This window comes from Lacrimispora sp. 210928-DFI.3.58 (genome assembly GCF_020554865.1).
GTDB lineage: Bacteria > Bacillota > Clostridia > Lachnospirales > Lachnospiraceae > Enterocloster.
The window spans coordinates 1-26364 of the sequence record NZ_JAJCIC010000004.1 but is presented as its reverse complement, the minus strand read 5'-3'; the positions used below and the strand labels follow the sequence as shown (position 1 = coordinate 26364).

At 52.2% G+C, this 26364-nt stretch carries 20 protein-coding genes; 18 read left to right on the top strand and 2 right to left on the bottom strand.

The window, feature by feature from the left end:
• Positions 1 to 21 precede the first annotated feature (21 nt).
• From LIZ87_RS03800 to LIZ87_RS03755, 10 genes are all read left to right on the top strand, one after another.
• On the top strand, positions 22 to 648 hold the full coding sequence (locus LIZ87_RS03800) for a flavodoxin family protein (RefSeq protein ID WP_227145372.1): 627 nt from the start codon (positions 22 to 24) through the stop codon (positions 646 to 648).
• 54 nt (positions 649 to 702) lie between these two features.
• Positions 703 to 1188: a (2Fe-2S)-binding protein gene (locus tag LIZ87_RS03795; RefSeq protein WP_178313740.1), complete on the top strand. Its 486-nt coding sequence runs from the start codon at positions 703 to 705 to the stop codon at positions 1186 to 1188.
• Positions 1175 to 3448, top strand: coding sequence for a xanthine dehydrogenase family protein molybdopterin-binding subunit (locus LIZ87_RS03790; protein WP_227145370.1), 2274 nt, complete (start codon positions 1175 to 1177; stop codon positions 3446 to 3448). Before LIZ87_RS03795 ends, LIZ87_RS03790 begins: the two co-directional genes overlap by 14 nt.
• Positions 3449 to 3476: 28 nt before the next feature.
• Positions 3477 to 4883, top strand: a complete 1407-nt coding sequence (locus LIZ87_RS03785; RefSeq protein ID WP_227145368.1) for an amidohydrolase family protein — start codon at positions 3477 to 3479, stop codon at positions 4881 to 4883.
• Between the two features lie 48 nt (positions 4884 to 4931).
• Positions 4932 to 6332 carry an amidohydrolase family protein gene (locus LIZ87_RS03780; RefSeq protein WP_227145366.1) on the top strand — a complete coding sequence of 467 codons (1401 nt, stop codon included), beginning with the start codon at positions 4932 to 4934 and terminating at the stop codon, positions 6330 to 6332.
• 3 nt (positions 6333 to 6335) lie between these two features.
• Positions 6336 to 7448 (top strand): 4Fe-4S binding protein, encoded by a 1113-nt coding sequence (locus tag LIZ87_RS03775; protein ID WP_227145364.1) that lies wholly within the window; start codon positions 6336 to 6338, stop codon positions 7446 to 7448.
• Positions 7449 to 7609: 161 nt separating this feature from the next.
• On the top strand, positions 7610 to 8800 hold the full coding sequence (locus LIZ87_RS03770; RefSeq protein ID WP_227145362.1) for a YgeY family selenium metabolism-linked hydrolase: 1191 nt from the start codon (positions 7610 to 7612) through the stop codon (positions 8798 to 8800).
• Positions 8801 to 8871: 71 nt separating this feature from the next.
• Entirely contained in the window at positions 8872 to 9345 is a 474-nt protein-coding gene (locus LIZ87_RS03765; protein WP_227145361.1) for a (2Fe-2S)-binding protein, read from the top strand.
• The gene (locus tag LIZ87_RS03760; RefSeq protein ID WP_227145359.1) at positions 9342 to 11624 is read left to right on the top strand and encodes a xanthine dehydrogenase family protein molybdopterin-binding subunit; all 2283 of its coding nucleotides are present in this window, start codon (positions 9342 to 9344) and stop codon (positions 11622 to 11624) included. The genes LIZ87_RS03765 and LIZ87_RS03760 overlap by 4 nt, the downstream gene beginning before the upstream one ends.
• A 69-nt stretch (positions 11625 to 11693) precedes the next feature.
• A complete protein-coding gene (locus tag LIZ87_RS03755; protein ID WP_178317063.1) occupies positions 11694 to 12362 on the top strand; it encodes a gamma-glutamyl-gamma-aminobutyrate hydrolase family protein in 669 nt (222 codons plus the stop codon).
• Here the strand turns inward: LIZ87_RS03755 and LIZ87_RS03750 are convergent.
• Both LIZ87_RS03750 and LIZ87_RS03745 read right to left on the bottom strand, forming a co-directional pair.
• Positions 12359 to 13417, bottom strand: a complete 1059-nt coding sequence (locus LIZ87_RS03750; RefSeq protein ID WP_227145356.1) for a cytidylate kinase-like family protein — start codon at positions 13415 to 13417, stop codon at positions 12359 to 12361. The genes LIZ87_RS03755 and LIZ87_RS03750 overlap by 4 nt on opposite strands.
• A gap of 13 nt (positions 13418 to 13430) precedes the next feature.
• Complete coding sequence (locus LIZ87_RS03745; protein ID WP_227145534.1) at positions 13431 to 14771, bottom strand: sodium:proton antiporter; 1341 nt, start codon at positions 14769 to 14771, stop codon at positions 13431 to 13433.
• 390 nt (positions 14772 to 15161) lie between these two features.
• Here LIZ87_RS03745 and LIZ87_RS03740 point away from each other — a divergent pair, with 390 nt between their 5' ends.
• From LIZ87_RS03740 to LIZ87_RS03705, 8 genes are all read left to right on the top strand, one after another.
• Positions 15162 to 16511, top strand: coding sequence for an FAD-dependent oxidoreductase (locus LIZ87_RS03740; RefSeq protein WP_227145354.1), 1350 nt, complete (start codon positions 15162 to 15164; stop codon positions 16509 to 16511).
• Between the two features lie 126 nt (positions 16512 to 16637).
• On the top strand, positions 16638 to 18050 hold the full coding sequence (locus LIZ87_RS03735) for an ABC transporter substrate-binding protein (RefSeq protein WP_227145352.1): 1413 nt from the start codon (positions 16638 to 16640) through the stop codon (positions 18048 to 18050).
• Positions 18051 to 18076: 26 nt separating this feature from the next.
• The gene (locus tag LIZ87_RS03730) at positions 18077 to 19018 is read left to right on the top strand and encodes a carbohydrate ABC transporter permease (protein WP_227145350.1); all 942 of its coding nucleotides are present in this window, start codon (positions 18077 to 18079) and stop codon (positions 19016 to 19018) included.
• Positions 19019 to 19032: 14 nt separating this feature from the next.
• Complete coding sequence (locus LIZ87_RS03725; protein ID WP_178316126.1) at positions 19033 to 19875, top strand: carbohydrate ABC transporter permease; 843 nt, start codon at positions 19033 to 19035, stop codon at positions 19873 to 19875.
• A gap of 70 nt (positions 19876 to 19945) precedes the next feature.
• Positions 19946 to 21769 (top strand): cache domain-containing sensor histidine kinase, encoded by a 1824-nt coding sequence (locus LIZ87_RS03720; RefSeq protein ID WP_178316125.1) that lies wholly within the window; start codon positions 19946 to 19948, stop codon positions 21767 to 21769.
• A gap of 2 nt (positions 21770 to 21771) precedes the next feature.
• Entirely contained in the window at positions 21772 to 23391 is a 1620-nt protein-coding gene (locus LIZ87_RS03715) for a response regulator (RefSeq protein ID WP_227145348.1), read from the top strand.
• Position 23392: 1 nt separating this feature from the next.
• Entirely contained in the window at positions 23393 to 24394 is a 1002-nt protein-coding gene (locus LIZ87_RS03710; RefSeq protein WP_227145346.1) for a glycoside hydrolase family 130 protein, read from the top strand.
• Positions 24395 to 26065 (top strand): phospho-sugar mutase, encoded by a 1671-nt coding sequence (locus tag LIZ87_RS03705; RefSeq protein WP_227145344.1) that lies wholly within the window; start codon positions 24395 to 24397, stop codon positions 26063 to 26065.
• Positions 26066 to 26364 lie beyond the last annotated feature (299 nt).

The window sequence follows — 26364 nt, the reverse complement described above, 5'->3', positions numbered from 1 at the left end:
GGAGTAAAGGAGGAAGAGACAATGGTAAAGATATTAGGAATCTGCGGAAGTCCCCGAAGGAAATCTGCCTACACGGCCCTGCTGGCGGCCCTGGAGGCGGCAAAGGACTCCGGTGAGCAGGTGGAGACTGAGCTTGTTGAGCTTCGGGGAAGGAAGATCAATCCCTGCATCCACTGCAATAAATGCTTAAGAGATGGGGCGGATGTCTGTACGGTCTACCAGGACGATATGACTTCTCTTTATGATAAATTCTATGAGGCAGACGGCATCATCATCGCCTCCCCTGTCTATGAGATGAACCTGACAGCCCAGACAGTCACCTTCATGGACCGCTTCCGTTCAGCATGGCTGAAGGGCATCAAGGAACCGGAATTTTTTATGCGCAAGGTAGGCGCGGGAATCACAGTAGGAGGCACCAGAAACGGAGGCCAGGAGATGGCCATGTCCGCCATCCAGAACTTCTACCTTACCCAGGGCATGACCCTGTGCACCGGAGGGGACGGCATGTATTCCGGGCCCATGCTCTGGAATCCAGGGGACGGCTCCACAGATATGGATGATCCCCAGGGAATGGCACATGTGCGCAGGCTGGGGAAGAAGCTGGCCGTGATGGCCAGGATCATGAAGGAAGCAGAATTTTCCCTGTAGGAGTATCACGACAGAGCGTTTCAAGGCTGAAGAACAGGGACGAAAGGTGGACAAATGGAAGCAGTTGTATTAAAGATCAACCACAGGGAATACCCTGTATTCATAGAAAAAAATTGGACGCTCCTGTATGTGCTCCGGGAGGTGCTGGGACTTACGGGAACAAAATGCGGCTGCAGCACCAATGACTGCGGCGCCTGCCGGGTCATCGTAGACGGAAAGGCTGTGAATTCCTGCGTGCTCATGGCAGCAAAGCTGGCAGGAAGGGAGATCCTCACAGTGGAAGGGCTGGCAAATGGGGAGGAGCTCCATCCCCTCCAGCAGGCGTTTATTGACGCAGGGGCTGTCCAGTGCGGCTTCTGTACCCCAGGGATGCTCATGTCTGCAAAGGCTCTTCTGGATGAAAATCCGGACCCCACAGAGGAGGAGATCCGCCAGGCCATGAAGGATAACCTGTGCCGCTGTACGGGCTATGTCAAGATCGTGGAGGCTGTGAAGCTGGCGGCAGGGCGTATGAAGGAGATGGACCATGAGAGAATTTAGAAACGGTGTTTTGGGAAGCAGCAGCCCGGTTCTGGGAGTGCGGGCTAAGGTGACAGGGGAGCTTGCCTATGTGGGAGATATGAAGCTGCCGGGAATGCTCTATGCCGAGGTGCTCCAAAGCCCCATTGCCCACGGACGGATACGCTCCATTGACCTGACGGCGGCAAAAGCCCTTGAGGGGGTACGGGCAGCCGTGTGCTACAAGGATGCACCGGATGTCCGCTACAATGGAAACGGCGAAGATGCATCCATTAAGCCCTCTGAACGTGTATTTGACGATGTGGTGCGGTATGTGGGAGACAAGGTGGCTGCTGTGGCCGCCGACACGCCACAGATCGCGGAGAAGGCCATAGGACTTATTAAGGTGGAATATGATCCCCTTCCCTATTATCTGGAGCCGGAGGAGGCAATGGAGGAGGGCGCCTATCCCATCCATGAGGGCGGGAACCTGATGGAGGAGGTAGCTCTGTCCGGAGGGGATTTGGATCAGGGCTTTGCCCAGGCAGAACGGACGCTGGAGGACTTCTGTCATGTACCGCCTGTCCATCACGGGGCTTTGGAGCCACATGTTTCCCTGGCCTCCTATGACGCTGATGGGAAGCTGACCGTATACACTCCCAGCCAGGATGTATTTGGACAGCGCATGAACCTGTGCAAGATCTTTGGCCTTCCCATGAATCGGGTCCGAGTCATCAATCCTGCCATGGGAGGAGGCTTTGGGGGAAAGATCGATCTTGTGACAGAGCCTGTGGCCGCCCTTTTGGCGATTCGCTGCAAAAAGCCTGTCAAACTGGTGTATAAACGGTTCCAGGATATTTCCTCCACCCTTACGCGCCACGGAGCCTCCATCCGCATGAAGGCTGGGTTTAAAGAGGATGGAACCATAACGGCCCTTGACTATGAGGCCTGCCTGAATGCAGGGGCCCAGAGCGGAGCAACATCCAGCGTGGCCTGGGCGGCAGGAGGGAAGTTTTTCAAGCTTTTAAATGTGCCGAATATGCGCTATCACGCCTATGGCGTTTATACCAACCGCACAGTGGCCGGAGCCATGAGAGGCTTTGGCTCACCCCAGCTGTTCTTTGCCATGAACAGCCTTTTGAGAAGGATGTCCTGGGAGCTTAAGATGGACATGACAGAGCTTCTGGAAAAAAATCTGTTTAAACCCAACATGGAGGACCTGCGGGGAGAGGAGCTTGGAAACTACCGGGTATTGGACTGCTTAAGGCGGGGCAAGGAGCTCTTTGGCTGGGAAAAGGCGAAGGAGGAGCAGGAGGCCTCCGGAAAGGCCCATGGACGCTACCTCATAGGGGCGGGCGTGGCCGCGGCTCCCCATGCCAGCAGCCTTTACGGGGTGTTTGCCGACACCACAGGCGTGATGCTGAAAATGAATGAGGACGGCTCTCTGACGATGTTCACCGGTGTCAGCGACATGGGAAATGGCTCCAACACTGTGCAGATGATGGTGGTGAGCGAGGTGCTGGGAATCTCCATGGACAGGATTGCCTGCGTGAAGACCGATACGGAGGCTACCTTATATGATGTGGGCGCATACGCCAGTCGGGGCACCTATGTGGGAGGCGGCGCTGCTCTCCAGGCCGCGGACCGTATGAGAGAAAAGCTGCTCTCGGAAGCTTCTGAAATACTTAAGCTGCCCCCGGAGGAGCTGGAGCTTAAGAGCAACGGAATCTGGAGCAGGAAGGAGAAGAACCGCGGCATCACCATAGCGGAGGCTGTGGCCCATGCCCACAATGTCCACGAAAAAGATCTGGTGGTGGCAGAAACATTTTCCTCAAAGGCAGTCCCCATCTCCGGCGGAGTTCACTTTGTAAAGGTGGAGGTGGATACGCTGACAGGGAAGGTGCGTCCTCTGGCCTACACGGCTGTTCACGATGTGGGAAGGGTGTTGAACCCCAATGCCGTGGAGGGGCAGCTTCACGGCGGTATCATGATGGGACTGGGATATGCCCTGTCCGAGGGCTTGTCCTGTGACAGCAAAGGACGGGTGCAGCAGCACCGCTTAAGGGACTGCGGCATGCTGCGCATGGATGAGATGCCAAAGATCCGGATCGAATTTTTAGACAGCTATGAGCCCACAGGGCCCTTTGGGGCAAAAAGCATCGGGGAATGCGCCACCGTCCCGTCGGGAGCCGCTGTTGCCAATGCGGTGTCGGAAGCGCTGGGATATCACTTCTGCCGCCTGCCGATCCGGCCGCAGGACGTGCTTGAGGCACTGGAGAAGATAGAAAGAGCTACGATATAAAACAATAAGAAAAGGAGCAGCCAGATCTATGATCAGTTATTTACTTAGAAACGGAATCATTGTTACGGTAGATAAGGAACGAAAGGTGTTCTACAAGGGGGCAATCGCCCTTAAGGATGACCGGATCCTGGAGGTTGGACCTGACAAGGAGATGACAGAGAAATACGGAGAATGGGGCCGGGTGATGGATCTGGAGGGAAAGCTGGTATTCCCAGGCTTCATCAACACCCACAACCACCTGTTCCAGACTCTCCTGCGCGGCCTGGGGGATGATATGGTATTAAAGGATTGGCTGGAGACCATGACATTTCCGGCTGCCAGCAACCTGCAGCCGGAGGACTGCTACCACGGAGCCATGCTGGGGCTTATGGAAGGGATCCACAGCGGTGTTACTACGAATCTGGACTACATGTATCCCCATCCCAGGGAGGGCCTGGACGATGGCGTCATCAAGGCCATGAGGCAGCTGGGCATCCGGGGGATATTCGGAAGGGGCTGTATGGACACGGGAGTCCAGTTTGGGGTACATCCCGGTATCATGCAGACAAAGGAGGAGGTGGAGCGCGATATCAGAGATATCTTTGAACGCTACCACAACTGCGATCATGGGAGGATCAAGGTGTGGGCGGCTCCGGCGGCCATCTGGTCCAATACCAGGGAAAACCTCCGGATGCTTTACAGGATCACCCAGGAGTATGGATCCGGCTTTACGGTACATATTTCCGAGACGGAGTTTGACCGGGAGGCGGCGAAGAGCCTTCACGGGAAATGGGATATTGATGCCATGATCGACATGGGCATCTGCGGGCCTAACGTTCTTATGGTACACTGTGTCCATCTTACAGAGGAGGACATTGAAAAGGCGAGAAAATACGATCTGAAGATCTCCTACAATCCCTGCTCCAATATGTATCTGTCCTCCGGCGTGGCCCCCATTCCCGCGCTGCTAAAGGCAGGTGTCACCTGCTCCCTGGGCGTGGACGGTGCAGCCTCCAACAATGCCAACGACATGCTGGAGCTTATGAAGAATGCCGCCCTGCTGCAGAAATGCGCTACCAGAGATCCCCTGTCCATCACCGCAGAAAAGGTGGTGGAGATGGCTACCATTGACGGAGCAAGGGCTCTGGGGCTTGAAAAGGAGATCGGCTCCCTGGAGCCGGGAAAGAAGGCGGACCTTGTGGTGTTCGATCCCTATGAGTGCGTGAAGGCAGTGCCCCTGCATAATCCATGCTCCACTCTTGTCTATTCCTCCTCCTTAAAGAACATTGTCCATGTCATGGTAGATGGGCGGTTTATCATGGAGGATGGAAGGATCCTGACAGTGGAGGATGAGAAGAGAGAGCTTCGTGCAGCTCAGCAGGCAGCGGAGGAGCTGTGTATCCGCGGCGGCATTACCAACCGCCTGGAGGGCCACCGCTGGAACAGCGGCAGGTAACATGCCGCCTATTCGGCGGCAGGACTTTCAGAGTAAGGAGACGGACAAATGGAAGCTGTTATGATCAAGGCAAGGTATCTCCTGGCCCCGGATGGGTTAAAGAAGGACTGGGGGATCAGGATAGAAGATGGAAGGATCACAGAAGTCCGGCCCTTCTGTGAAATGGAGGCCAGGGCTTTTGGAGAGTCAGAGGCTGACGGCGCGATCGGATCCGGGACAAATGCCTTCGGAGAGTCTGAGAAGAATGCCTTTCGGGAGTCTGATCCCAGGGTTTTGGATTTAGGCGGTCAGATCATCCTTCCAGGCTTTGTCAACGGCCATCACCACATGTATGGAGTGCTGTCCCACGGCATTACGGCAGAGACCATGGTGTCAGATTTCTCCGACTTCCTGGGGGATTTCTGGTGGCCCTGTGTGGAAAACCGGGTGACGCCTGCTTTGGCCCGTCTCACTGCAAAATGGGCCTGTGCAGAGATGATCGAATCCGGCGTTACGGCCTTTGCCGATATCCTGGAGGCGCCAAATGCCCTGCCAGGAGCCCTTTGGGAGGAGCGGGAGGCCGTAGAGCAGTCAGGTCTGCGTGGTCTCTTGTCCTTTGAGGCCTGTGAGCGCGTGAGCAGCGAAAACGGAAAATTGGGACTTCAGGAAAATGAGAACTTCATAAAGGAGACCAGAAAGTCAGACAGCCTGGTAAAGGGCTTCATGAGCATCCACACCCTGTTTACCTGCTCTGCAGGCTTTATCAGGGAGGCTGACAGGATAAGCCGGGAGCAAGGCTGCCCTCTGCACATGCATTTGAGCGAGAGCGATTATGAGCCAAATTGGACGAAGGAGCATTACGGGAAGACGCCCGTGGAGGTCTATGCAGAGCTTGGATGTCTGGGAGAGCATATTCTGGCCTCCCAGCTGGTCCAGGTGTCTGACAGAGAGATCGGCATTCTCGCCAATCATGGAGTAAAGGGCGTATCCATGCCCCTTTCCAACTGTGAGGTGGGCGGAGGCATTGCCCCGGTCCATCAGCTGCTCCAGTCAGGAATGACCCTGGGACTGGGGACAGACGGATATATCAACAATTTCTTTGAGGTGATGCGCGGCGCCTTCCTGATCCACAAGGGCTATTTAAAGGATCCCCAGGCAATGCCGGCCAGCCTTGTATACCGTCTGGCAACAGAATACGGAGCTGGCGCCTTAGGCCTGGAGAGCGGACGTCTGGAGCCAGGGAGGCCGGCGGATCTGATCACCGTCAGCACAGATACTCCCACGCCAGTCAATGAGCACAACATCTATGATCAGCTGATCCTCTACCGAAACCCGGAGCATGTAAAAAATGTGATGGTAAATGGCCGGTGGCTGAAACGTGACGGCAGACTTCTGACGATCAATAAGGAAGAAACACGTCTGGAGCTTTCGGAGATGACAGCAAAATTTTGGGAGAGCAAAAGGAGATAACACATGAAAAAACAGGAACAGGGAGCAGATATATCCATTGACTTTTGCGGCTATCACCTGCAGAGCCCCTTCATCCTATCCTCCGGCCCCCTTTGCTATGGGGCAGAAGGGATGATAAAAGGACATCAGGCAGGGGCAGGAGCTGTGGTGACAAAGACCATCCGCTTAGAGCCTGCGGTGAACCCGCCCCACCATATGGCGATTCTTGGAAAGGATTCTCTGGTAAACTGTGAAAAATGGGCAGATACCGACAGGCTGCGCTGGTACGAATCTGAGATCCCAAGGGCAGTAAAGGCCGGGGCTATCGTCATTGCCTCTGTTGGCCATACGCCGGAGGAGGCTAAGGCCATTGTGGAGGATGCTGCCAGGGCAGGAGCCCACATGATCGAGCTGGTTTCTTATACGGAGGATACCCTTGTTCCCATGCTGGACTATACAAAAGAGCATGTGGATATCCCCGTCATCTGCAAGCTTTCCGGAAACTGGCCGGATACGGTGGAGGCGGCTGGGCGCTGCCTGGAGCACGGGGCGGACGGGATCTGTGCCATTGACTCCATTGGCCCTGTATTAAAGATCGACATCCGCAAAGCAGCCCCGGCTCTTATGAGCGCAGACGGCTTTGGCTGGATGACGGGAGCAGCCATGAAGCCTATCGCCATGGGCTATAATTACAGGATCGCCAGCAGATACCCGGAGCTTAAAAATCTTTATGGCTCCGGCGGCGTCATGAATGCGGAGGACGCCATTGAGTATATGATGGCAGGAGCCATGGGGGTAGGCGTCTGTACCGCAGGCATTCTCCATGGAATCGGATATGTGGAGAAGCTGTGCAGTGATCTTTCGCTGAAGTTAAAGGAGCTGGGCTATACCTCTGTCAGCCAGGTAAACAGAGCCGCCCATCCCAATTTCCCCCAAAAAGAGCCCATGGCGGCTCTGGACTTTTCCTTTTCCCCGGAGAAATGTATCCGGTGTAAAAAATGTGAGCAGGTATGCTGCTACGGCGCCCGCTCCCTGGATTTCCCGCACATGGAAGTGGACGGGAAACAGTGCAGAGACTGCGGACTGTGTGCGGACGTATGTCCCACAGGAGCCTTGAAAGCAGATGTACATCCCTGAAAACAGCAGAAATGGCAATTTAGCGGGAAGAAGCCTGCATGCGCCCAGCGGGCATACGCGCCACCGCACCATAAAAGTCTGGTGGGCGCACTTGGCATACCTGAATACATGCCGCCTATCCGGCGGCAGGACTTTTATAGTAAAGGAGGAAGAAACAGAAAATGGCAATGCTGAATGAAGAAAGAAAAGAAGAATTAATAACGCTTACACAGCGGATGATACAGATCAAAAGCTACAGCGGAGAGGAGAAGGCCGTGACAGAAGAGATGAGGCGCTTTTGTGAAAAGCACTCCTTTACCGATGTCACCACGGACCGTTACGGAAACTGCATCTGCCGTATAAAGGGGTCAAGGCCGGGCAAAAAGCTGCTGTTTGACGGACACATGGACACCGTCCCTGTACCAGATCCCTCCAAATGGAGCCATGATCCCTTTGGAGCGGAGATCGCAGATGGAAAAATGTACGGCCGGGGAACCTCTGATATGAAAGGAGCCCTCTCGGCCATGCTGGCGGCTGCGGCCTACTATGCAGAGGATTTAAAGGGAGATTTTCCGGGAGAGATCTGCGTGGCAGGCATATGCCATGAGGAATGCTTCGAGGGTGTGGCTTCCAGGGAGGTAAGCCGCCTGGTGAAGCCGGATTATGTGGTCATTGGAGAAGCCTCCCAGCTGAATATGAAGATCGGACAGCGCGGCCGGGCGGAGATCGTAGTAGAGACCTTCGGCGTTCCGGCCCACTCTGCCAGCCCGGAAAAGGGCGTCAATGCCGTTTATAAGATGTGCGGTGTCATTGAGGCCATACGCCGCCTTACCCCTCCCTGCCATGAAGTCCTGGGGAAGGGGATATTAGAGCTTGTGGATGTAAAATCCTCCCCCTATCCGGGAGCCTCCGTTGTGCCGGATTACTGCAGGGCCACCTATGACCGACGCCTTCTCACCGGAGAGACAAAGGAAAGCGTGCTGGCTCTCATAAAGGCCCTTCTGGATGAGATGATGGAAAAGGATCCACAGCTGAAAGCTTCTGTCAGCTATTCCTCCGGAAGGGAAACATGCTGGACAGGTGAGACCATAGAGGCCGAGCGCTTCTTCCCCGGCTGGCTGTATGATAAGGAGGAGGAATGGGTGAAGGACATTTACCGGGAAATGAAGGCCATTGGCCTTGACCCATCCATAACCAATTATGATTTCTGCACCAACGGAAGCCACTATGCAGGCGAGGCCGGGATCAAGACCATCGGGGTGGGCCCGTCCCTGGAGACATTGGCACACACCATTGACGAGTATATTGAGCTGGATCAGCTTATGAAGGTAGTGGAGTCCTACTATGGAGTGATGAGGGCCATTTTGAAGTAAACGGAAATAAGGGCACAATACAGCCGGATTCTGCCATGGGAGAAAAGCAGACAGAAAAGAGGAACAGGATAATGGAACAGATCAGCCTGAATATCAACGGAACAGAATGCCAGGTGGCGGTGGAGCCCCAGTGGACCCTTCTTCGGGCCCTTCGGGAGGGGCTGCGGCTTACCGGGACAAAATGCGGATGCGAGACAGGGGACTGCGGCGCCTGTATGGTGATCATAGACGGCGCGGCCGTCCGTTCCTGCCTGGTCCGGGCAGTGAAGCTTTCCGGGAAGCGGATCGAGACCATCGAAGGCCTGGCAGAGGGAAACAGGCTCCATCCCATACAGCAGGCCTTTGTGGATGCGGGAGCTGTCCAGTGCGGCTTCTGCATTCCCGGCATGATCATGTCGGCAAAGGCATTGCTGGATAAAAATCCGTCCCCTGCAGAGGAGCAGGTGAGGGAGGCCATTGACCCCAATCTCTGCCGCTGTACGGGATATGAGAAGATCGTGGAGGCCATACTTCTGGCTGCCGCACGGATGAGAGGTGAAGGATGATGGAGGAAGGATTTCAGGTCATAGGGACTCCCAGGCCCATAAGCGATTCGGCCCTGAAGGTGACGGGAAGGAAAATGTATGTTGCAGACATGGAGCTGCCGGGAATGCTTTATGCCAGACTGGTCTTAAGCACCTGTGCCCATGGAAGGATAAAAAGACTTGATACCTCCAAGGCCGAGAGCCTTCCCGGCGTGCGAGCAGTGGCTACCTACAGGAATACGCCTGAAAAACGCTACAACAGCGCTGTCCGTTTTACGGAACATTCCCTTCCGGATACGGAGAGGATCTTTGACGATACCGTGCGCTTTGTGGGAGACCGGGTGGCTGCTGTAGCAGCCGATACCTTAGATATTGCAAAAAAGGCGGCCAGCCTCATTGAGGTGGAGTATGAGGAGCTTCCTGTGATAACGGAGATCGAGGAGGCCATAAGTCCGGGTGCCTATCCGATCCATGAAGGAGGCAATGTGGTGGGAGATATCCACGCGGAGGCAGGAGACGTGGAGGCCGCTTTCCGGGAGTGTGATTACGTATTTGAGGACCGGTATACCACCCAGGCAGTCCACCACGGAGCCATTGAGCCCCATGTAGCCATTGCAGACTACGGGCCGGACGGCAAGCTCACTGTCTGGAGCCCCTGCCAGAACACCTTTGCCTTCCGGGTCATCATGGCCAGGATCTTCGGGCTGTCCTACAATAAAATACGGATGGTGTCCCCGGCCATCGGCGGCGCCTTTGGAGGAAAGCTGGAGCTGACTGCGGAGCCTGTGGCAGCGGCCCTGTCCATAATGACAGGACGCCCTGTAAAGCTGGAATACAACCGCAGGGAATGCATCCTTTCCACCCGTGTCCGCCACCCCTCCATCAGCTATATGAAAACCGGCTTTATGAAGGACGGCACGCTGAAGGCTGCCGATTTTAAGGTATACCTGAATACGGGAGCCTATGCCTCCAGTGCCCTCAATGTGGGCGGGGCCATGTCCCACAAGGTCTTTAAGGCTTATAAGATCGATCACATGCGTTTTCACTGCAATCCCGTATATACCAACACGGAGACAGCGGGAGCTATGCGGGGCTACGGCTCTCCCCAGATATATTTTGGCTGGGAGCGGCAGCTCCAGAGGATCGCAGACTTTCTTCACATGGACATGGCCCAGCTGCAGATGAAAAATATGGTGGATCCAGACAGCTTGGATCCCATTTTCCACACGCCCCATGGCAATGCCAGGCCAAAGGACTGCTTAAAGCGGGCGATGGAGCTGGCAGATTACCCTGCATGGCTTAAGGAGCAGAAGGCCACAGAAAACAGCGATATCCGAATCGGGGTGGGGATGGCCCTGGGAGTGCACGGCAATAACTGTGTGGGCGCCCACCGGGATGTCACCACTCCCATGCTGAAAATGAACGAGGACGGCTCCTGCATCTACTATACCGGCTCCCACGATATGGGCACGGACACTCTGGGAATGCAGATGCAGATCATTTCTGAGATCCTGGGCATTTCCATGGACAGGATCGGCTGTGTGGCGGCGGATACGGATGTTGTCCACTGGCATATCGGGGACTACTCAAGCCGCGGTGTGTTCGTGGTGGGGAGCGCTGCCAGAAAGACTGCTCTGGCTATGAAGAAGGAGCTTCAGATGGAAGCGGGAAAGCTCTTAGGCGTGGAGCCGGAGAAAATTGAGCTTAAGGATAACCAGGCCTTCTGCATCACAGATCCCGCCAAGCATGCCAGCCTTTCCGAAGTCATGCTGTACTGCCAGTCAAAGAGTATGAGAGAGCTCATGGCAGTGGAGACTTATGAGGCCAAACGGGGAGCTGTCTCCTACGGCGTTCACATTGCGAAGGTGGAGGTCAATACGAGAAACGGGGAGGTAAGGCTTCTGGATTACGCAGCCGTCCACGATGTGGGACGGGTCATCAATCCTATGGTGATCCGTGGGCAGCTGGCAGGAGCCCTTCAGATGGGCTTAGGCTACGGCCTGACAGAGGAACTCTCCTATGACAGGACGGGAAAGCCATCTCTGCAGACTCTGAAAAAGTACGGTATTCTCCGCGCCTCCCAGATGCCCCGGTTCCATCTGGATTTCATTGAGACACCGGAGGGGGAGCCGGACGGCCCCTTTGGCGCAAAGGCTTTGGGAGAATGCCCCGTAGTCCCCGTAGCCCCCGCCCTGGTGAACGCCATCTGCAATGCCATCCACGGAGAGCTCAACGAGCTTCCTGCCACGCCGGATAAGGTGCTGGCAGCACTCCGGAATATTGACAAACCCCTGCAATAATGGTACGCTTAAATCCGCGTATAACCGAAGGCTATTGGGGCCTTCAGGCAACGGAGGGAGACTTGTAAGATGAGCGAGAAAACAGTTCGTATTTTGATTCCAGGCTATAGGAGCAAGCTGGACAACTACCGCAATGCCATAGAGGGCGTAGGCGCCCAGGCAGTGCTGACAGAGGAAATCTGCGGGGCGGAAGGCTATGACGGCCTGCTGCTTCCCGGAGGCTGCGACATCCATCCCAGGCGCTACGGCCAGGAGATCGCCGGAAGCGAGGAGATCGATGAGGGATTAGATGAAGTACAGTTTACCATTCTGGATGCCTTTGTAAAGGCAAAAAAGCCGGTGCTCGGCATCTGCCGGGGACATCAGCTTATTAATACGTATTTTGGCGGAACACTGTTCCAGGATATTGATACTGCCTGGCGTCATGCCAGGGATAAGGGTGCAGACTGGGATAAGGTACATTGTTCCGGGGCGGAGGAAGGCTCATGGATCTATGAGCTTTACGGCGGCGAATTTGCCACCAACAGCTCCCATCACCAGGCTGTGGATGTTCCGGGAAAGGGGCTCCATGTGGTACAGCGCTCAGCAGAAGACGGCATCGTGGAAGCATTATACCATGACAGCCTTCCGGTCTGGAGCGTCCAGTGGCACCCGGAACGCATGTGCTTTTCCCACAAGAGGGAGGACACAGTGGATGGAAGCAGGGTGCTTAGGTTCTTTGTAGAGAAATGCTTTTAAATCAGCTTCTCATTTTTCGCCACCGGGTCCACCATGCGGCGGATCAGCTCCACGGCTCCGTCGATTCCATAGCTGGCACTGTTGATGCACAGATCGTAATTAACGGCATTGCCCCAGCGGCGTCCGGTGTAAAATTTATAATACCGGGTGTGCTCCTGATCCATCTTTCTTACCAGGCGGCGCACCTGTTTTTCTGTCATGCTGCTGTTCATCCGCATGATCCGGTTCACCCGCTGCTCAAAGGGCGCTGTAATATAAATGCTCACATGGGGAATGCGGTTATTTGTCAGGATCACATCTGCACACCGTCCCATAACGATAAAATCTTCCTTTGCTGCCATATCGCAGATCAGGTCACTCTGGTTAAAGAAGATGGCATCTTTTTTCGGCAGTCCATGGTAGCGGCTGAACTCCCGGAGATGTTCCCTAAGGGTCAGCTTCTTTGGCTCTGCGAATGCCGGAGGCTCATAGCCGTATTCGGGCTGGCCCTCTTTCTCCTTCGGGCGGCTGTAGGGAAAGCCTGCCTTATCCTCCACGGTGCTTTTCTCAGCCTCCAGCCGGGAGAGCACCGCATTGAAGATCTCCACATCATAATAATTAATCTTATAAGAATCCGCCAGACTGAAACCGATGGCGCTTCCTCCGCAGCCATAGGCACGGCTGATACAGATGATCAGATGATCATCACCGGAAAAACGCTCCTTTAAATTCAGCGCATTCAGCTGTGCCAGTGTCTGATCCTTAATATCGTCTGTTCCAAAGCTTGTTGGCAGGTTCGTTACCTCTGTCAGAATGCGGTTGTACTCCGACATGACCAGCTTGCGCAGCTCCTTATCCTGAATGGTCCGCGCCATATTGCTGATCAATGCCAGCTCGCTCCGCAGTACGTGGGCCTGATCCCGGTTCTTCATCAGGAGGACGATCTCCTCCACACAGCGCTCCCGGTCACGGTTATATACACGTCCAAGGGAAGATCCAAGCTGTGTATATACCTCTGCATCCAGATCGTAGATACGCTCTGCCAGTTCTCTTAAATCATGTTCTGTATATCCCATTGCTTACCCCTCCTTATAAAAAGAATACGATGGTATCCAGAATAAATACAGGTACCAGGATCTTGATGGACCACAGCAAATATCCGAAAAAGGAAGGCATCCGGATACCATTTTCATCTGAAATGGATTTTACCATAAAGTTCGGCGCATTGCCGATATACGTATTGGCTCCCATAAACACAGCGCCGCAGGAAATGGCCATCAGCATTTTCAACGGAATATATCCCAGAGCAGTGGAAACGCCCTCTGCAAAACCCATGGCTCCTGTGGTAGTCAGGAATACAAGATAGGTGGGTGTATTATCCAGGAAGCTGGACAATATTCCCGTAGCCCAGAACATCTCTAAGGGCTTTGTGATCCCAAGCTGTGATCCCATGGTCTTTAAGATCATCAGCGCCGGCTGCATGGTGATAAAAATCCCTACAAACAGAACAGCAACCTCTTCTATGGCTCCCCAGGTAAAGTGGTTCTTTCTGCGGATTTCCGGGCTGGTTGTCTTAAAGGAAAGAAATGCTGCCGCCAGGATCAACACGATCTCGATCAGTGCCGGCCAGGTCAGCGTCACCTCGCGGAATATGTGGATGCCGAGAGTCCGCCCTTCTGCGTCCTGAAATGCTGCCAGCCCCGGCAGAGTACCGCTTAAAATAACGGCGGCCACGATCATTACCAAGAATACCAGGTTATGCAGCCCCTGGATCTTGATCTCCGTGCCGGGCTTGCTGATATCCGGTTTACACCCGCGGGCAATATCCATACAATAATTTTTCCTGTCGATCCAATAAAAAATCAGCAGCAGTACCGCCATATGAAAGAGCAGTACCGGAAACAGCTTCAGACTCCAGAAAAAGGGCACTCCTCTGGAAAATCCCATTAAGATCGGCGGGTCTCCGATCGGTGTCAGGCACCCTCCGATATTGGAGATCAGGAAAATAAAAAATACCATTACATGAGACCGGCGTCTGCGCCAGGAATTCATTTTGATCACCGGACGTACCATGAGCATACTGGAACCAGTGGTTCCGATCAGACTTGAAAGCAGAGTACCGATGACCAGCAGGATCACATTTACCCGCGGCGATCCGGCTAAGTCTCCTTCCATTGTAATATTTCCTGCCACACAGAACAAGCCGAACAGCAAAACAATGAATGTCAGATAATCATTTATGATGCATTCCAGCACAGTCTCCAGGGCGCTGCCTGCACCATACAGTACAGCAAAGGGCACCACGAACAGGAGAGACCACAGCGCAACCACCAGAGGACGGTGCTTTTCCCACCATTCCTCCTTTACTAAAGGAAAGATGGCGATACACAGCAGCAGTCCCGCAAAAGGAATACACAGCCATGCCGGCATCACCTTCGCAGCGCTCTCTGCGGCAGTGCCTTCAGCAGCCCACGCCTGTATGGAGCCTGCGTGAAAAGCTGCTGTCAGACCAGCCAAAACCGCAATCAATTTGTTCACAACAAAACCTCCTTTGATTGATATGCTTTTAACATACCCTGTAAAATGAAAAAGAAAGGCAAATTGCCTCCCTTCTTTTTCGTACGGCAGGTAATATAGCACTTCCATTTGGTCCTGTCAATAGTTTTAAACGGAAAAATCCCGACTCCTGCGTTTTTGGAGAGAAACAGATAACGTCAATTTCATGACATCATTTCTTCAAAAAGTGAACAACTCCTTTATGGCAGCTGCGGTAAGATAAAGCTATCCGGGAAGTGGAAAAACAGACAAGGAGATGCTAAAATGAAGTTTGAAAAAAAGTATGACGTGATCGTAGCAGGAGGCGGCCCGGCGGGAGTGGCGGCGGCCATTGCCTCTGCCAGGAACGGTGCCAGGACGCTGTTAGTTGAAAGGGACGGATATCTGGGGGGCATGGCAACAGGAGCTTCTATTCCCGCATTTTGCACCTACACCGATGGAGTGGAGACTATCATACGCGGGATCGGGCTGGAAATCCTGGAGGAGCTGAAACAGCATAGCTGGAAGAGCCCTTTCTATGACAGAAAGCCTGGCCGTTTGGAGGAATATGACTGGCTTCCCATTGACTCCGAGAGCCTTAAGCTGATACTTGACAGGCTGGTGACCGCAAGCGGCTGTGATATCCTGTTTCATACGGTTCTGATAGACTGCAATGTAGAAAACCATAAAGTAAAAGAACTTTTGGTCCACAACAAATCAGGGCTCCAATACCTGTCTGCCAGCTGTGTGGTGGACTGTACAGGAGATGCAGACCTGTCCGCCATGGCAGGCTGTGAGATGGAATACGGGGATGAGAATGACCAGGTACAGGGCGGAACCCTGTGCTTTAAGGTTGCAAATTTTGACACAGACCGTTTTCTCGAATACGCGGAAAAAACAGGGGAAAACGGGAATCTTATGAAGGCAGTGGAACGTGCAAAGGAGAATGGTGATTTCCCGGCGGGAGAGGTAAAGGTGGCAGGTATTTCCCTTCCTGCAAGGGGCATGGCTTCCTTTAATTTCGGGCATGTATTTGACTGGAATCCGATCAATGGGGAGTCCATTACAAAAGCGGAGATCGAGTCCAGGCAGAAGCTGCCGATGCTTATGAATTTTATCCGTTCTTATGTGCCAGGAGCAGAGCAGGCAGTGCTGGCCTTAAGCGGTCCCAATATCGGTGTCAGAGAATCCAGACGGCTTAGAGGGAGATACATCCTTACAGGGGAGGACTATATGCGCCGGGCAGACTTTGAGGACAGTATTGCATATTATTCCTATCCGATCGATATCCATGCTTCCAACGGAGCGGATGCAGAGGCAGCAGAAACAGGGTATCAGAAGAACCGGTATGCTCCGGGAGAATCCTATGGGATACCCTTCCGATGCCTTCTTCCCCAAACCATTGATAATCTTCTGGTGGCAGGCCGCACTGTCAGCTGCGACCGGATGATGCAGGCCTCTCTGCGTGTTATGCCGGCATGCTTTGCAATGGGACAGGCAGCTGGAACAGCTGCTGCTATGGCAGCCGAACAGGGCATTTGTATGAGTGAACTAGACACTGACGCTCTCCGCATGAGGTTATTCCGGCAGGGAGCCTATCTGAAGGGAATGAAGCAGGAAATGTCAAAAATGTGACATCGGGGCACGTCAAAAAACGAACATTCCAGCGTCACTTAGTGAATTTACGGGAGAAGCTGATTTCGGTAAGATATAGACATGAAAAACAAAACAACAAGACAACGAAGACAGGGAGGATCTACAATGAGAAGTAAAAAACTTATGGCATTGGCAATGACAGCGATTATGGCGGCTGCCGTGATGGCAGGCTGCGGAGGCAAAACGGCTGATACAGGTGCCGTCAGCCAGGCAAGTACCGGAGAAAAGGCCAAAGAGGAAAACGGCGGTAAGACTGTGATCACGGTCTGGACAAAAGACCGCCACGATGCGGAGTTCATGCAGGGCAAGGTGGATGAGTACAATGCGACCAACACAGATAATATCGAAGTAAAGTATGAGATCTACTCCGAAAACTATCCCCAGGCAGTGGACATGGTATTCCAGAACGGGGATGCGCCGGATATGTTCGTACATAAGGAGGAGGTATTCCAGAACTACGTCAATGCTGGGAAATTTGCAGATATCACACCATTTATGGATGATGAGTTTAAGGAAACCTTTAAGGACAGCCTGATCGATGACTTTAATGTGATCGATGGAAAATGCTACTTCGTGCCCACAGCAGCAACCACCTGCCGCCTGTTCTACAACAAAGACATTTTTGAGAGAGTAGGAATTGAAAAAGCACCTGAGACCTTACAGGAGATGGTGGATGATGCAAAGCTGATCACAGAGCAGCTGTCAGGAGAAGGCATCTACGGATTTGCAGCAAATATGAAGGGCGCCCAGTCAGCCCTCAGCCGTTCCCTGATGAAGCAGGGAGAGAGAGAGCTGGGGATCAAGTTTGGCTATGATTTTAAAAATGGAAGATACGATTTTACCGGTTATAACAATCTGGCGAGCGCATGGAAGACCCTCCTTTCTCCGGAATGTGCATTCCCTGGATGTGAGTCCCTGGATATCGATCCCTTAAGAACTCAGTTTGCAGCAGGAAAGATCGGCATGTATATGTCCTACACTCATGCAGAACCAGGTGTATACACCAACCAGTTCCCCATGGAACAGGAGTGGGGCTGTGTACAGCTTCCGGTTACTGACGGAAAAGTGGTTGGGGCGGAGCATTACCAGGCCATGAACGGATATTTATTCAATGCAGAGAGCGAGCATCTGGAAGAGGCTTGGAAGGTATATCGGGCGATCTTCTCCAATGTGGATGTGCTGGCTGAATACTATGAACAGGGCTATGGCATCTCCATTGTCCCGGCAGTGATCGAAAAGGCCCAGCCTGCACAGTATTATCTGGATAATCCGACTCTGCTCATAGGTGATGGCGACGGCGTATATCCCAATACTCCTCAGGAGGCAAATGTAGACGCTGTGATCGTAGAGGGACAGAACATGTATGAAACCATGGCTGAGATGATCATGGGAGATATGGACATCACTCAAGGGCTTCAGGACCTGACAGACCGCTACAATGCAGCTTTAGATGCAGGAATTGCAGAAGGTTCAGGCAAAGAGATCAAGATCGCTGATTTTGACCCAATGAATCCATAAAAGAAGGCAGCGAGAAAGAGGGGCTTATGATGCTGAAAAAAGAGACCATGTCAGAGGCAAAACGCAGACGGCTGATCCGCGAAAACCTGCGTTCCTACAGTCTGCTGCTGCCGAATCTGATCTTATTTTTGGGTTTTTCCGTGTATCCTGTTCTGTGGACATTAAAATATGTGTTCTACCGCTATGGAGGCTACGGAGCTAGCGTACCTAAATTTGTGGGGCTGGAAAATCTCATACGCGTATTTGGCGATGAGATCTACTGGAAGGCAGTGAAAAACACCTTTGTCTATGCAGGCGCAAAGATCCTATTTGTGATCCCCATATCCTTTTTCCTGGCGCTGCTTTTAAACCAGAAGAGAAAAGGAAATGGCCTGTTCCAAAGTATTATCTTCGTACCAACAATCATGAGCTCCGCCGTTATGGGTCTGGTATTTTATCTTCTGTTCAATGTCTATAACGGCCAGGTAAACCAATATCTGATGGAATGGGGCATCATCAGCCAGCCTGTTAACTGGCTGGGAAAGCAAAATGCCATGAAGACCCTGGTGATCACCGCTGTGTGGGGAGGCATTGGAAATTATATGGTGTATTTCATTGCCGGACTCCAGCAGATATCCCAGGATGCCTTGGAGAGCGCAAAGATCGATGGGGCAAACCGCATTCAGACTCTGTGGTATATTACCGTTCCCATGCTGGGTCCCATCTTAAAGATCATACTCATGCTTTCCATCACTGCGGCCTTCTCTGATATGAACAGTGTGATGGTATTGACAGAGGGCGGCCCCACCAATGCTACGATGGTCATGGCACTGTATGGCTACCAGTTCTTCTTCCCGATCTCAGCAGGAACCTTCATCACGCCCCAGTATGGCTATGGTGCTGCTGTCAGCACGGTATCAGCCCTTATTGCCGGCATTGTAACGGTGGTTTATCTGATCGCCTCAAGAAAACTGGATGATGTTTATTAAGGAGGGAGAGAGGCATGAGAAAAACAAAAAATACGGCCATCCTTGTCATATCCTACCTGTTCATAGGGATCATGGTGGTATTTACGATCTATCCGATCCTGTATACCATTCTGGGATCCTTTAAGACGAACAGCGAGCTGACCTTGGGCGGAAGCTTCCTGCCAAAGACATGGCATTTTGAAAATTATATCCAGGCCTTTATCCAGGCAGACTTTATAAAATATACATGGAACAGTATTTTTGTCAGTGTTGCGGTGATGGTGCTCGCAACGCTGACAGCCTCCCTTGCAGGCTTTACCTTCGCAAGGAGGGACTTTGTGGGAAAGAAGCTGCTTTTAGGACTCTACACCTCGCTTATGTTCATCGCTTTGGGGTCTGTGACGCTCTATCCCATTTATAACCTGCTGACAGCTCTTCATCTGAACAGATCCATTGCAGGACTGATCCTTGCACTGGTAGGCGGTCAGGCATCTAATGTGATGCTGACCATGGGCTTTGTAAAGGGGATACCGAAGGAACTGGACGAGGCAGCCACCATTGACGGGTGCAGCCTGTATGGGATATTTTTTAAGATCATCCTGCCCCTCATCAAGCCGATCATGGCAGTGGTGGCCCTGTTCTCCTTCCGGCAGGCGTGGAATGACTATATAACCACATTGATCATGAGCATTTCCCTTCCAAGGCTGAGGACACTTACTGTGGCAGTCGTACAGTTAAAATATTCGGCAAACGCGGCAGCTGAATGGCATATCATGCTGGCCGGCGCCTCCATCGCGATCCTTCCGATTCTGGTGGTCTATGCATTCTGCCACAAGCAGTTTATCGGAGGACTGACAGCGGGGGCAGTGAAGGGATAAAAATACATAGGTCCCCCTGGAAAATTGTAGTATAATATTGTCAGCGTTATACATGATAGGAGGACATGGGATGAGTATTTTGAGGAATTTCCGCTTTCGCACAAAGATCATACTGGTGTGCGTGGTGATCCTGCTGCTGAACAGTGCGATTACAGGAAGCCTGTTCTATAACTATGCATTTAAGGACACACTGAAGAATTATTATTCCAGTTCAGAGGATATGGTCTACCAGATCCGGGTGCAGCTCACAGACGAGATGGGCTCCATCACAAAGAGGGTCCATGCTATTTTTAACAACCTGTCCTTCTACACTCCCATGTCCCAGTACCTGACAGATGAGAGCTCTGTGAATCCTGCCATCCTTATGGGAAATGTCTCAGATGTGATATCAGAATTCCGCCAGGGAGATCAGTATGTCCACTCTGTGAGCATTGAAACAGAGTCAGGGAGCTTTGACGATTTTACTGTGATACGAAACCATGATTTCCGGTTTATGGATTCCCCGCTGTACCAGGCATTTGCGGAGGACAAGGACAAGACGATCCAGTGGTTTCCTGCCATGAAATCCCCTTCCTTCCGCAGCAATGAGACAGTGATACCGGTAGTGTACCGCTTCCAGGTCAACAGGAAGGACGTATTTGTAGTGGTAAATATCAGCCAGCGGCGGATACGCAGCTTTCTGGAGGAAACCTACAGCTCCTATGACAGCTTTTTCATTGCAGACCAGAACAACGAAAATATTTTAAACTGCAGTGAAGAGAATATGCAGATCCTGGAATCCTTTTCTAAGGAGGATCTGGAAAACCGAAATTCCATATGCAAGGAGGTCAAGGTGAATGGAGAGACCTTCCTTGCCACCTATACGGTCATGAGCGGTACCGGCTGGAAGATCTGTGCCTTGAAGTCGGCGGGCTCCCTGATCGGAAACCTGGAGCAGATGCGGTATTTCATTGAACTGACTGTGTGCCTGTGCGCCATAGCCAGCATTGCAGTCATCTGTCTGGTAGCACATGGCATTACAGCCCCCTTGGGGAGATTGTCAGCCATTATGAACCAGGTAACGCAGAAGGAGGACTTTGGGCAGCAGTTTGATTATCCCTACCAGGATGAGGTGGGCAGGCTCAGTGTCAGCTTTAATTTTATGATCCAGAAGATCAACCACCTGATCCAGGAGTTAAACGCCCATATCGAGGCATTGAAGGAGGAAAAGGAACATGTGAGGCTGGTGCAGGCCCAGAAGCGCCAGGCTGAGCTGAAGGCCCTCCAGGCCCAGATCAATCCTCACTTTTTGTACAATACGCTGAATGCCATCACCTGGCAGGCAGCAGACCAGGGAGCAAAGGAGGCCAGTATCATGTCCAATGCCCTTGGAAAGTTCTTCCGCATCAGCCTGAGCAAGGGAAAAGAGGTCATTACCCTGGGGGAGGAGTTAGAGCATATTTCCAACTACCTGAAGATCCAGGGCATACGGTATAAGGACAAGATACACTATGAATTTGATGTCCCGGAAGACGTAAAGGAATTATATATCATCAAGCTGGTGCTCCAGCCTCTGGTGGAAAATGCGATCTATCACGGGATCAAGATAAAAAAAGGAGCTGGCTACATCGGCATCCATGTTGAGAGGCAGGCAAACGAAGCAGGGATCCAGACTTTAAGGCTCTGTGTGGAGGATGATGGCGAGGGAATCGAACCAGAACGGCTGTCTGTGATATGTAAGGGGCTGTCCTCCGGTCATATCAGTGAAAACAGCGGCTATGGGATATACAATGTCAATGAGCGCATTAAGCTGTATTATGGTAATGCCTACGGGCTGGAACTGGAAAGCGAATATAAGAAGTGGACCAGGGCTACGCTTGTGATTCCCATTCAGACCACAGAGGAGGAGCGTTGAATATGTACCGGATCATCCTTGCAGACGATGAAGAATATGTAAGAGAGCTGTTATCGAAAAATATCAACCAGTCCATGGAAGGCTTCCAGGTGGTGGCAAAGGCAGCGGATGGAAGGGAGGCTGTCCGGCTCGTGAAAGAGTATAAGCCGGATATCCTTGTGACGGATATCTGCATGCCCTTTGTCAGCGGATTAGAGCTAATACGCCAGCTCCAGGAGCTGGAGCATCCTGTGAAGACAGTGATCATCAGCGGATATGATGATTTTTCCTACGCAAAGCAGGCGCTGACCCTGGGTGTGACAGATTATCTGTTAAAGCCCTTTTCACCGGATGAGCTTTATGAGGTGTTGAACAAAATAAGGACAGAGCTGGAGCGCCAGAAGACCCTTATGAATAATATTCAGGAAATGAAGGAGCAGTTAAAAGACAGCCGCCAGATCGTGCAGGAGCAGGTGGTGCGCAAGCTGATCCAGAGGATCATGCGTCCGGAGATCATACAGAAGGAGGCAGAGGCGGCCGGGATCTGTCTGGAAGTCCCTTACTGTGCAGTGGGAATCTTAAGGATACGTCAGAATATCCAGGAGCAGGAGCGCGATATCAAGGATCTTCTCTCTATGACAAAGGACACCTATTTCCCCCAAAGCTGTCAGATTTACATTACCAGGTTCCATGCAAAGCAGATCGTCATCCTGTTTCTGGGAGATTACCGCAATGTCCAGTCTTTCCGCCGTGTGGTAAGGGACGGGCTGGTATCCATTGAAGAGAGTATGGAGCGGTATTATGATTTCAAGGCAGAGTGCATTATCGGCGGTATTTATGAAGAGTGGACCCATATCCCGGATTCCTACAAGGATGCATTATCTGTCTGGAGAGGAACACTGGAAAATCCGGATCCTGTTCTTTTTTTCGGGGATCAGGATGCGAATGGCGAGAGCAGTCATAAGGGCCAGTTTGAGCGCCCCAGAGAGCTGGAACAGCAGCTTCTGATCCATATACAGATGGGGCAGGAGGAGAAGGCGGAGGAATGCCTGTACGACATCCTGCAGTATTATGAGAGGATGGATGTGAAGCTTGGGGATTTTGTCCGTATTTCCCTGGTGGAGCTGGTTTTTGACATCTCCAGCACCCTGTTAAAGGCGGGAGGCCAGGGGCAGGTATGGGAGGACGAGGATGTGGTAGAGTACTTAAAGGAGCACTTTGCCTATGGCAGTCTGCGGGACGCAAAGGAGGTTTTGTGCTCCTATATTATAAAGTGCTGCAGACGCTTTGCCTCTGTCAATGAGAGCCAGGGAGAACGGATCGTTTTCCAGGTAAAGGAATTGATCGAAAAGAATATTGATAATGAAGAATTTGGCCTGGAGGAGGCTTCGGGCAAGCTGTATTTCAGCCATAACTATATCCGCCAGATCTTTAAGCAGATCACCGGAGAGAGCTTTATGGAATACCTGATCCGCAGAAGAATGGAGACGGCCAGGGAGCTTCTGAAAAATGGAACCCTGAAAATACAGGATGTGGCTGTCAAAACTGGTTACAGCAACCAGAGATACTTTGCAAGCTGTTTTAAGAAATATTATGGCTGTACGCCTACGGAATATCGAAATCAACTGGAAGGAGAAACATAACATGGCTAAAATGTTCCCGGAACTAAGATCAAGCAGTGTGATCACCCGCTATCACGGCGGGGAGCCCATTTTAAGTAAAAAGGATATCCCCTATGAGGCAGACTGCATTTTCAATGCAGGCGTTGTAAAGTTTAACGGAAGGTATGTGATGGCTTTCCGCAATGATTATCAGTTTGACGGGGTAGGGGCCTTTGGAAAATGTGTGATCGGATTGGCATTTTCCCAGGATGGCATCCATTGGGATGTGCAGGATAAGCCTTTTCTCACAGTGGAAGACCTCCATGACCCGGATGTTACAAAGGTCTATGACCCCAGGCTCATTGCCATTGAAGGCAGATGCTATCTCTGCTTTGCAGTGGATACAAAGCACGGCCTGCGCGGAGGCATCGGCGTTACAGATGATTTTGAGCATGTAGAGGTGTTGTCCTTAACCGTGCCGGATAACCGCAATATGGTACTGTTCCCCGAAAAGATCGATGGAAAATATGTCCGCCTGGAACGTCCATTTCCAGTGTACTCCAGGGGAGGCATAGACCGCTTTGACATCTTGATGTCAAAATCACCTGACCTGGTATACTGGGGAGAGTCCCAGCTGTTAATGGGCGTGGAGGACGTGCCCTATGCCAATGATAAGATCGGTCCGGGAGCCCCTCCTGTTAAAACAGAGGCCGGATGGCTGACGCTGTTCCATACGGTGGACATTGACAGGACCAGAGGGAAAAACGGATGGGAGGAGCGGTGGCAGAAGCGTTACTGTGCCGGACTCATGCTCCTTGATTTAAAGGATCCATCCAAAATCATAGGGATGTACAAGGAACCTCTGATCGCTCCTGAGACGGAGTATGAGGTGGAGGGAGGCTTCCGCACAAATGTGATCTTTCCGGGAGGCATGATCCTGGAGGACGATGGCACAGTAAAGATCTATTACGGCGCCTCTGATACAGTGGAGTGTATGGCGACTGCCAGGCTGGAGGATCTGCTGGGGCTTTTGGAGGGCAGATAGATGGACTACATGGATGCATACAGAAGCTGGTGCAAAGATCCCTATTTTGACAAGGAGACCAGACAGGAGCTGGAGTCATTAAGCGGAAACGAAGAGGAGATAAAGGACCGTTTTTACCGGAACCTGGAGTTTGGAACAGGAGGACTGCGCGGGATTTTGGGAGCGGGCACCAACCGCATGAATATCTATACTGTCCGCAGGGCCACCCAGGGACTGGCAGAGTATATCCTCCGCCATGGAGGACAGGAAAAGGGCGTAGCCATTGCCTATGATTCACGGCACATGTCAGAAGAGTTCAGCGAGGAGGCTGCCCTCTGTCTCAATGCCAACGGCATACGGACTTACCGTTTTCCATCTCTTCGCCCTACGCCGGAGCTATCTTATGCTGTGAGAAAACTGGGCTGCATGGCAGGAATCGTCATCACAGCAAGCCACAACCCGCCGGAATATAATGGCTATAAGGTCTACTGGGAGGATGGCGCCCAGATCACAGCGCCCAGAGACAGTGAGATCATCCAGTGCGTCAATCATGTCACAGATCTTCATGCAATCCCTGTGATGCCAAAGAAACAGGCGGCGGAGGCAGGACTTTACCGGGTGCCGGATGAAACTCTTGATAAGGCATATATAGAGGAGATCAGGAAGCTTGTGCTGCACCAGGAAATCATAGATGAGATGGCGGATAAGCTGAAGATCGTCTATACTCCCCTCCATGGAACGGGCCGTATTCCGGTAAAAGAGGTGCTGAAGGAGCTGGGCTTTGAACATGTGTATGTGGTGGCAGAGCAGGAACTTCCAGATGGAGATTTCCCTACGGTAAGCTACCCCAATCCAGAGGATCCCGCAGTATTTACCTTGGCCTTAAAGCTGGCCAAAAAGGTGGATGCAGACCTGATCCTTGCCACGGATCCTGATGCGGACCGCCTGGGTGTCTACGGGAAGGATCGTGAAACGGGAGAGTACCATCCATTTACAGGCAACATGACCGGCGTGCTGCTGGCGGAATATCTGCTGAGCCAGAGAAAGGCTCTAAACCGCCTGCCGGAAAACGGAGTTATTGTAAAGACCATTGTGACAACCAACATGATAGATCGGCTGGCGAAGGATTACAATGTAACGGTCATGGAGGTGCTGACAGGCTTTAAATACATTGGGGAACAGATCAAATGGTATGAAGAACAGGGAATATATTCCTACCTGTTTGGCTTTGAGGAGAGCTATGGCTGCCTGACCGGGACATACGCCAGGGATAAGGATGCGGTGGGAGCCGTAGCCGCTCTCTGCGAAGCCGCAGCCTTTTATAAAAAGCAAGGTCTGACGATCTGGGATCAGATGCAGAAGCTGTACCGCACATATGGAGATTACAGGGAAACACTGGAAACCGTCACCTTACAGGGAGTGCAGGGTGCACAAAAAATAAAGGAACGCATGGACGGCCTGCGCGCCAACCCTCCGGCAAAGATAAAGGACAAAGCAGTCCTTGCCATGAGGGATTATGAGTCAGGAACCATCACGGACCTTAGGACAGGCGCTGTAAGACCTAGCGGACTGCCAAAATCCAATGTGCTGTATTTTGAGCTGGAGGAAGATGGATGGTGGTGTGCAAGGCCTTCAGGAACAGAGCCGAAAATCAAATATTATTATGGTTATAAGGAGAGGGCAGCCAGATAGGCTGCTCTCAGAGTGTCGACAAAGTCGCCGCTCTGTTGGAATTTATGACGCAGCCATAAATTCCAGATGCTAAGGAAAACGTACGATTTCCTCGTACAAGGGCAAAAGCCCCTAGAAATCGTACGTTTACACTACGGTGGAAGTGAATTCCACCTGCGTGATTCCAGTTCGAGGGCCTTGCCCTCGAGCTCCCATTCCAGAAAGCATCATTTGTCTACAGTTTGAAGGCAGCCAGATAGGCTGCCTCAGACTGTAGACAAAGTTGGTGCTAGTTGATTACGCCCAGCACCACTTTTCTT

Coding starts and splice junctions, on each gene's coding strand:
- LIZ87_RS03800 (WP_227145372.1), top strand. CDS start 22: ATGGTAAAGATATTAGGAATCTGCGGAAGTCCCCGAAGGAAATCTGCC.
- LIZ87_RS03795 (WP_178313740.1), top strand. CDS start 703: ATGGAAGCAGTTGTATTAAAGATCAACCACAGGGAATACCCTGTATTC.
- LIZ87_RS03790 (WP_227145370.1), top strand. CDS start 1,175: ATGAGAGAATTTAGAAACGGTGTTTTGGGAAGCAGCAGCCCGGTTCTG.
- LIZ87_RS03785 (WP_227145368.1), top strand. CDS start 3,477: ATGATCAGTTATTTACTTAGAAACGGAATCATTGTTACGGTAGATAAG.
- LIZ87_RS03780 (WP_227145366.1), top strand. CDS start 4,932: ATGGAAGCTGTTATGATCAAGGCAAGGTATCTCCTGGCCCCGGATGGG.
- LIZ87_RS03775 (WP_227145364.1), top strand. CDS start 6,336: ATGAAAAAACAGGAACAGGGAGCAGATATATCCATTGACTTTTGCGGC.
- LIZ87_RS03770 (WP_227145362.1), top strand. CDS start 7,610: ATGGCAATGCTGAATGAAGAAAGAAAAGAAGAATTAATAACGCTTACA.
- LIZ87_RS03765 (WP_227145361.1), top strand. CDS start 8,872: ATGGAACAGATCAGCCTGAATATCAACGGAACAGAATGCCAGGTGGCG.
- LIZ87_RS03760 (WP_227145359.1), top strand. CDS start 9,342: ATGATGGAGGAAGGATTTCAGGTCATAGGGACTCCCAGGCCCATAAGC.
- LIZ87_RS03755 (WP_178317063.1), top strand. CDS start 11,694: ATGAGCGAGAAAACAGTTCGTATTTTGATTCCAGGCTATAGGAGCAAG.
- LIZ87_RS03750 (WP_227145356.1), bottom strand. CDS start 13,417: ATGGGATATACAGAACATGATTTAAGAGAACTGGCAGAGCGTATCTAC.
- LIZ87_RS03745 (WP_227145534.1), bottom strand. CDS start 14,771: ATGCCGGCATGGCTGTGTATTCCTTTTGCGGGACTGCTGCTGTGTATC.
- LIZ87_RS03740 (WP_227145354.1), top strand. CDS start 15,162: ATGAAGTTTGAAAAAAAGTATGACGTGATCGTAGCAGGAGGCGGCCCG.
- LIZ87_RS03735 (WP_227145352.1), top strand. CDS start 16,638: ATGAGAAGTAAAAAACTTATGGCATTGGCAATGACAGCGATTATGGCG.
- LIZ87_RS03730 (WP_227145350.1), top strand. CDS start 18,077: ATGATGCTGAAAAAAGAGACCATGTCAGAGGCAAAACGCAGACGGCTG.
- LIZ87_RS03725 (WP_178316126.1), top strand. CDS start 19,033: ATGAGAAAAACAAAAAATACGGCCATCCTTGTCATATCCTACCTGTTC.
- LIZ87_RS03720 (WP_178316125.1), top strand. CDS start 19,946: ATGAGTATTTTGAGGAATTTCCGCTTTCGCACAAAGATCATACTGGTG.
- LIZ87_RS03715 (WP_227145348.1), top strand. CDS start 21,772: ATGTACCGGATCATCCTTGCAGACGATGAAGAATATGTAAGAGAGCTG.
- LIZ87_RS03710 (WP_227145346.1), top strand. CDS start 23,393: ATGGCTAAAATGTTCCCGGAACTAAGATCAAGCAGTGTGATCACCCGC.
- LIZ87_RS03705 (WP_227145344.1), top strand. CDS start 24,395: ATGGACTACATGGATGCATACAGAAGCTGGTGCAAAGATCCCTATTTT.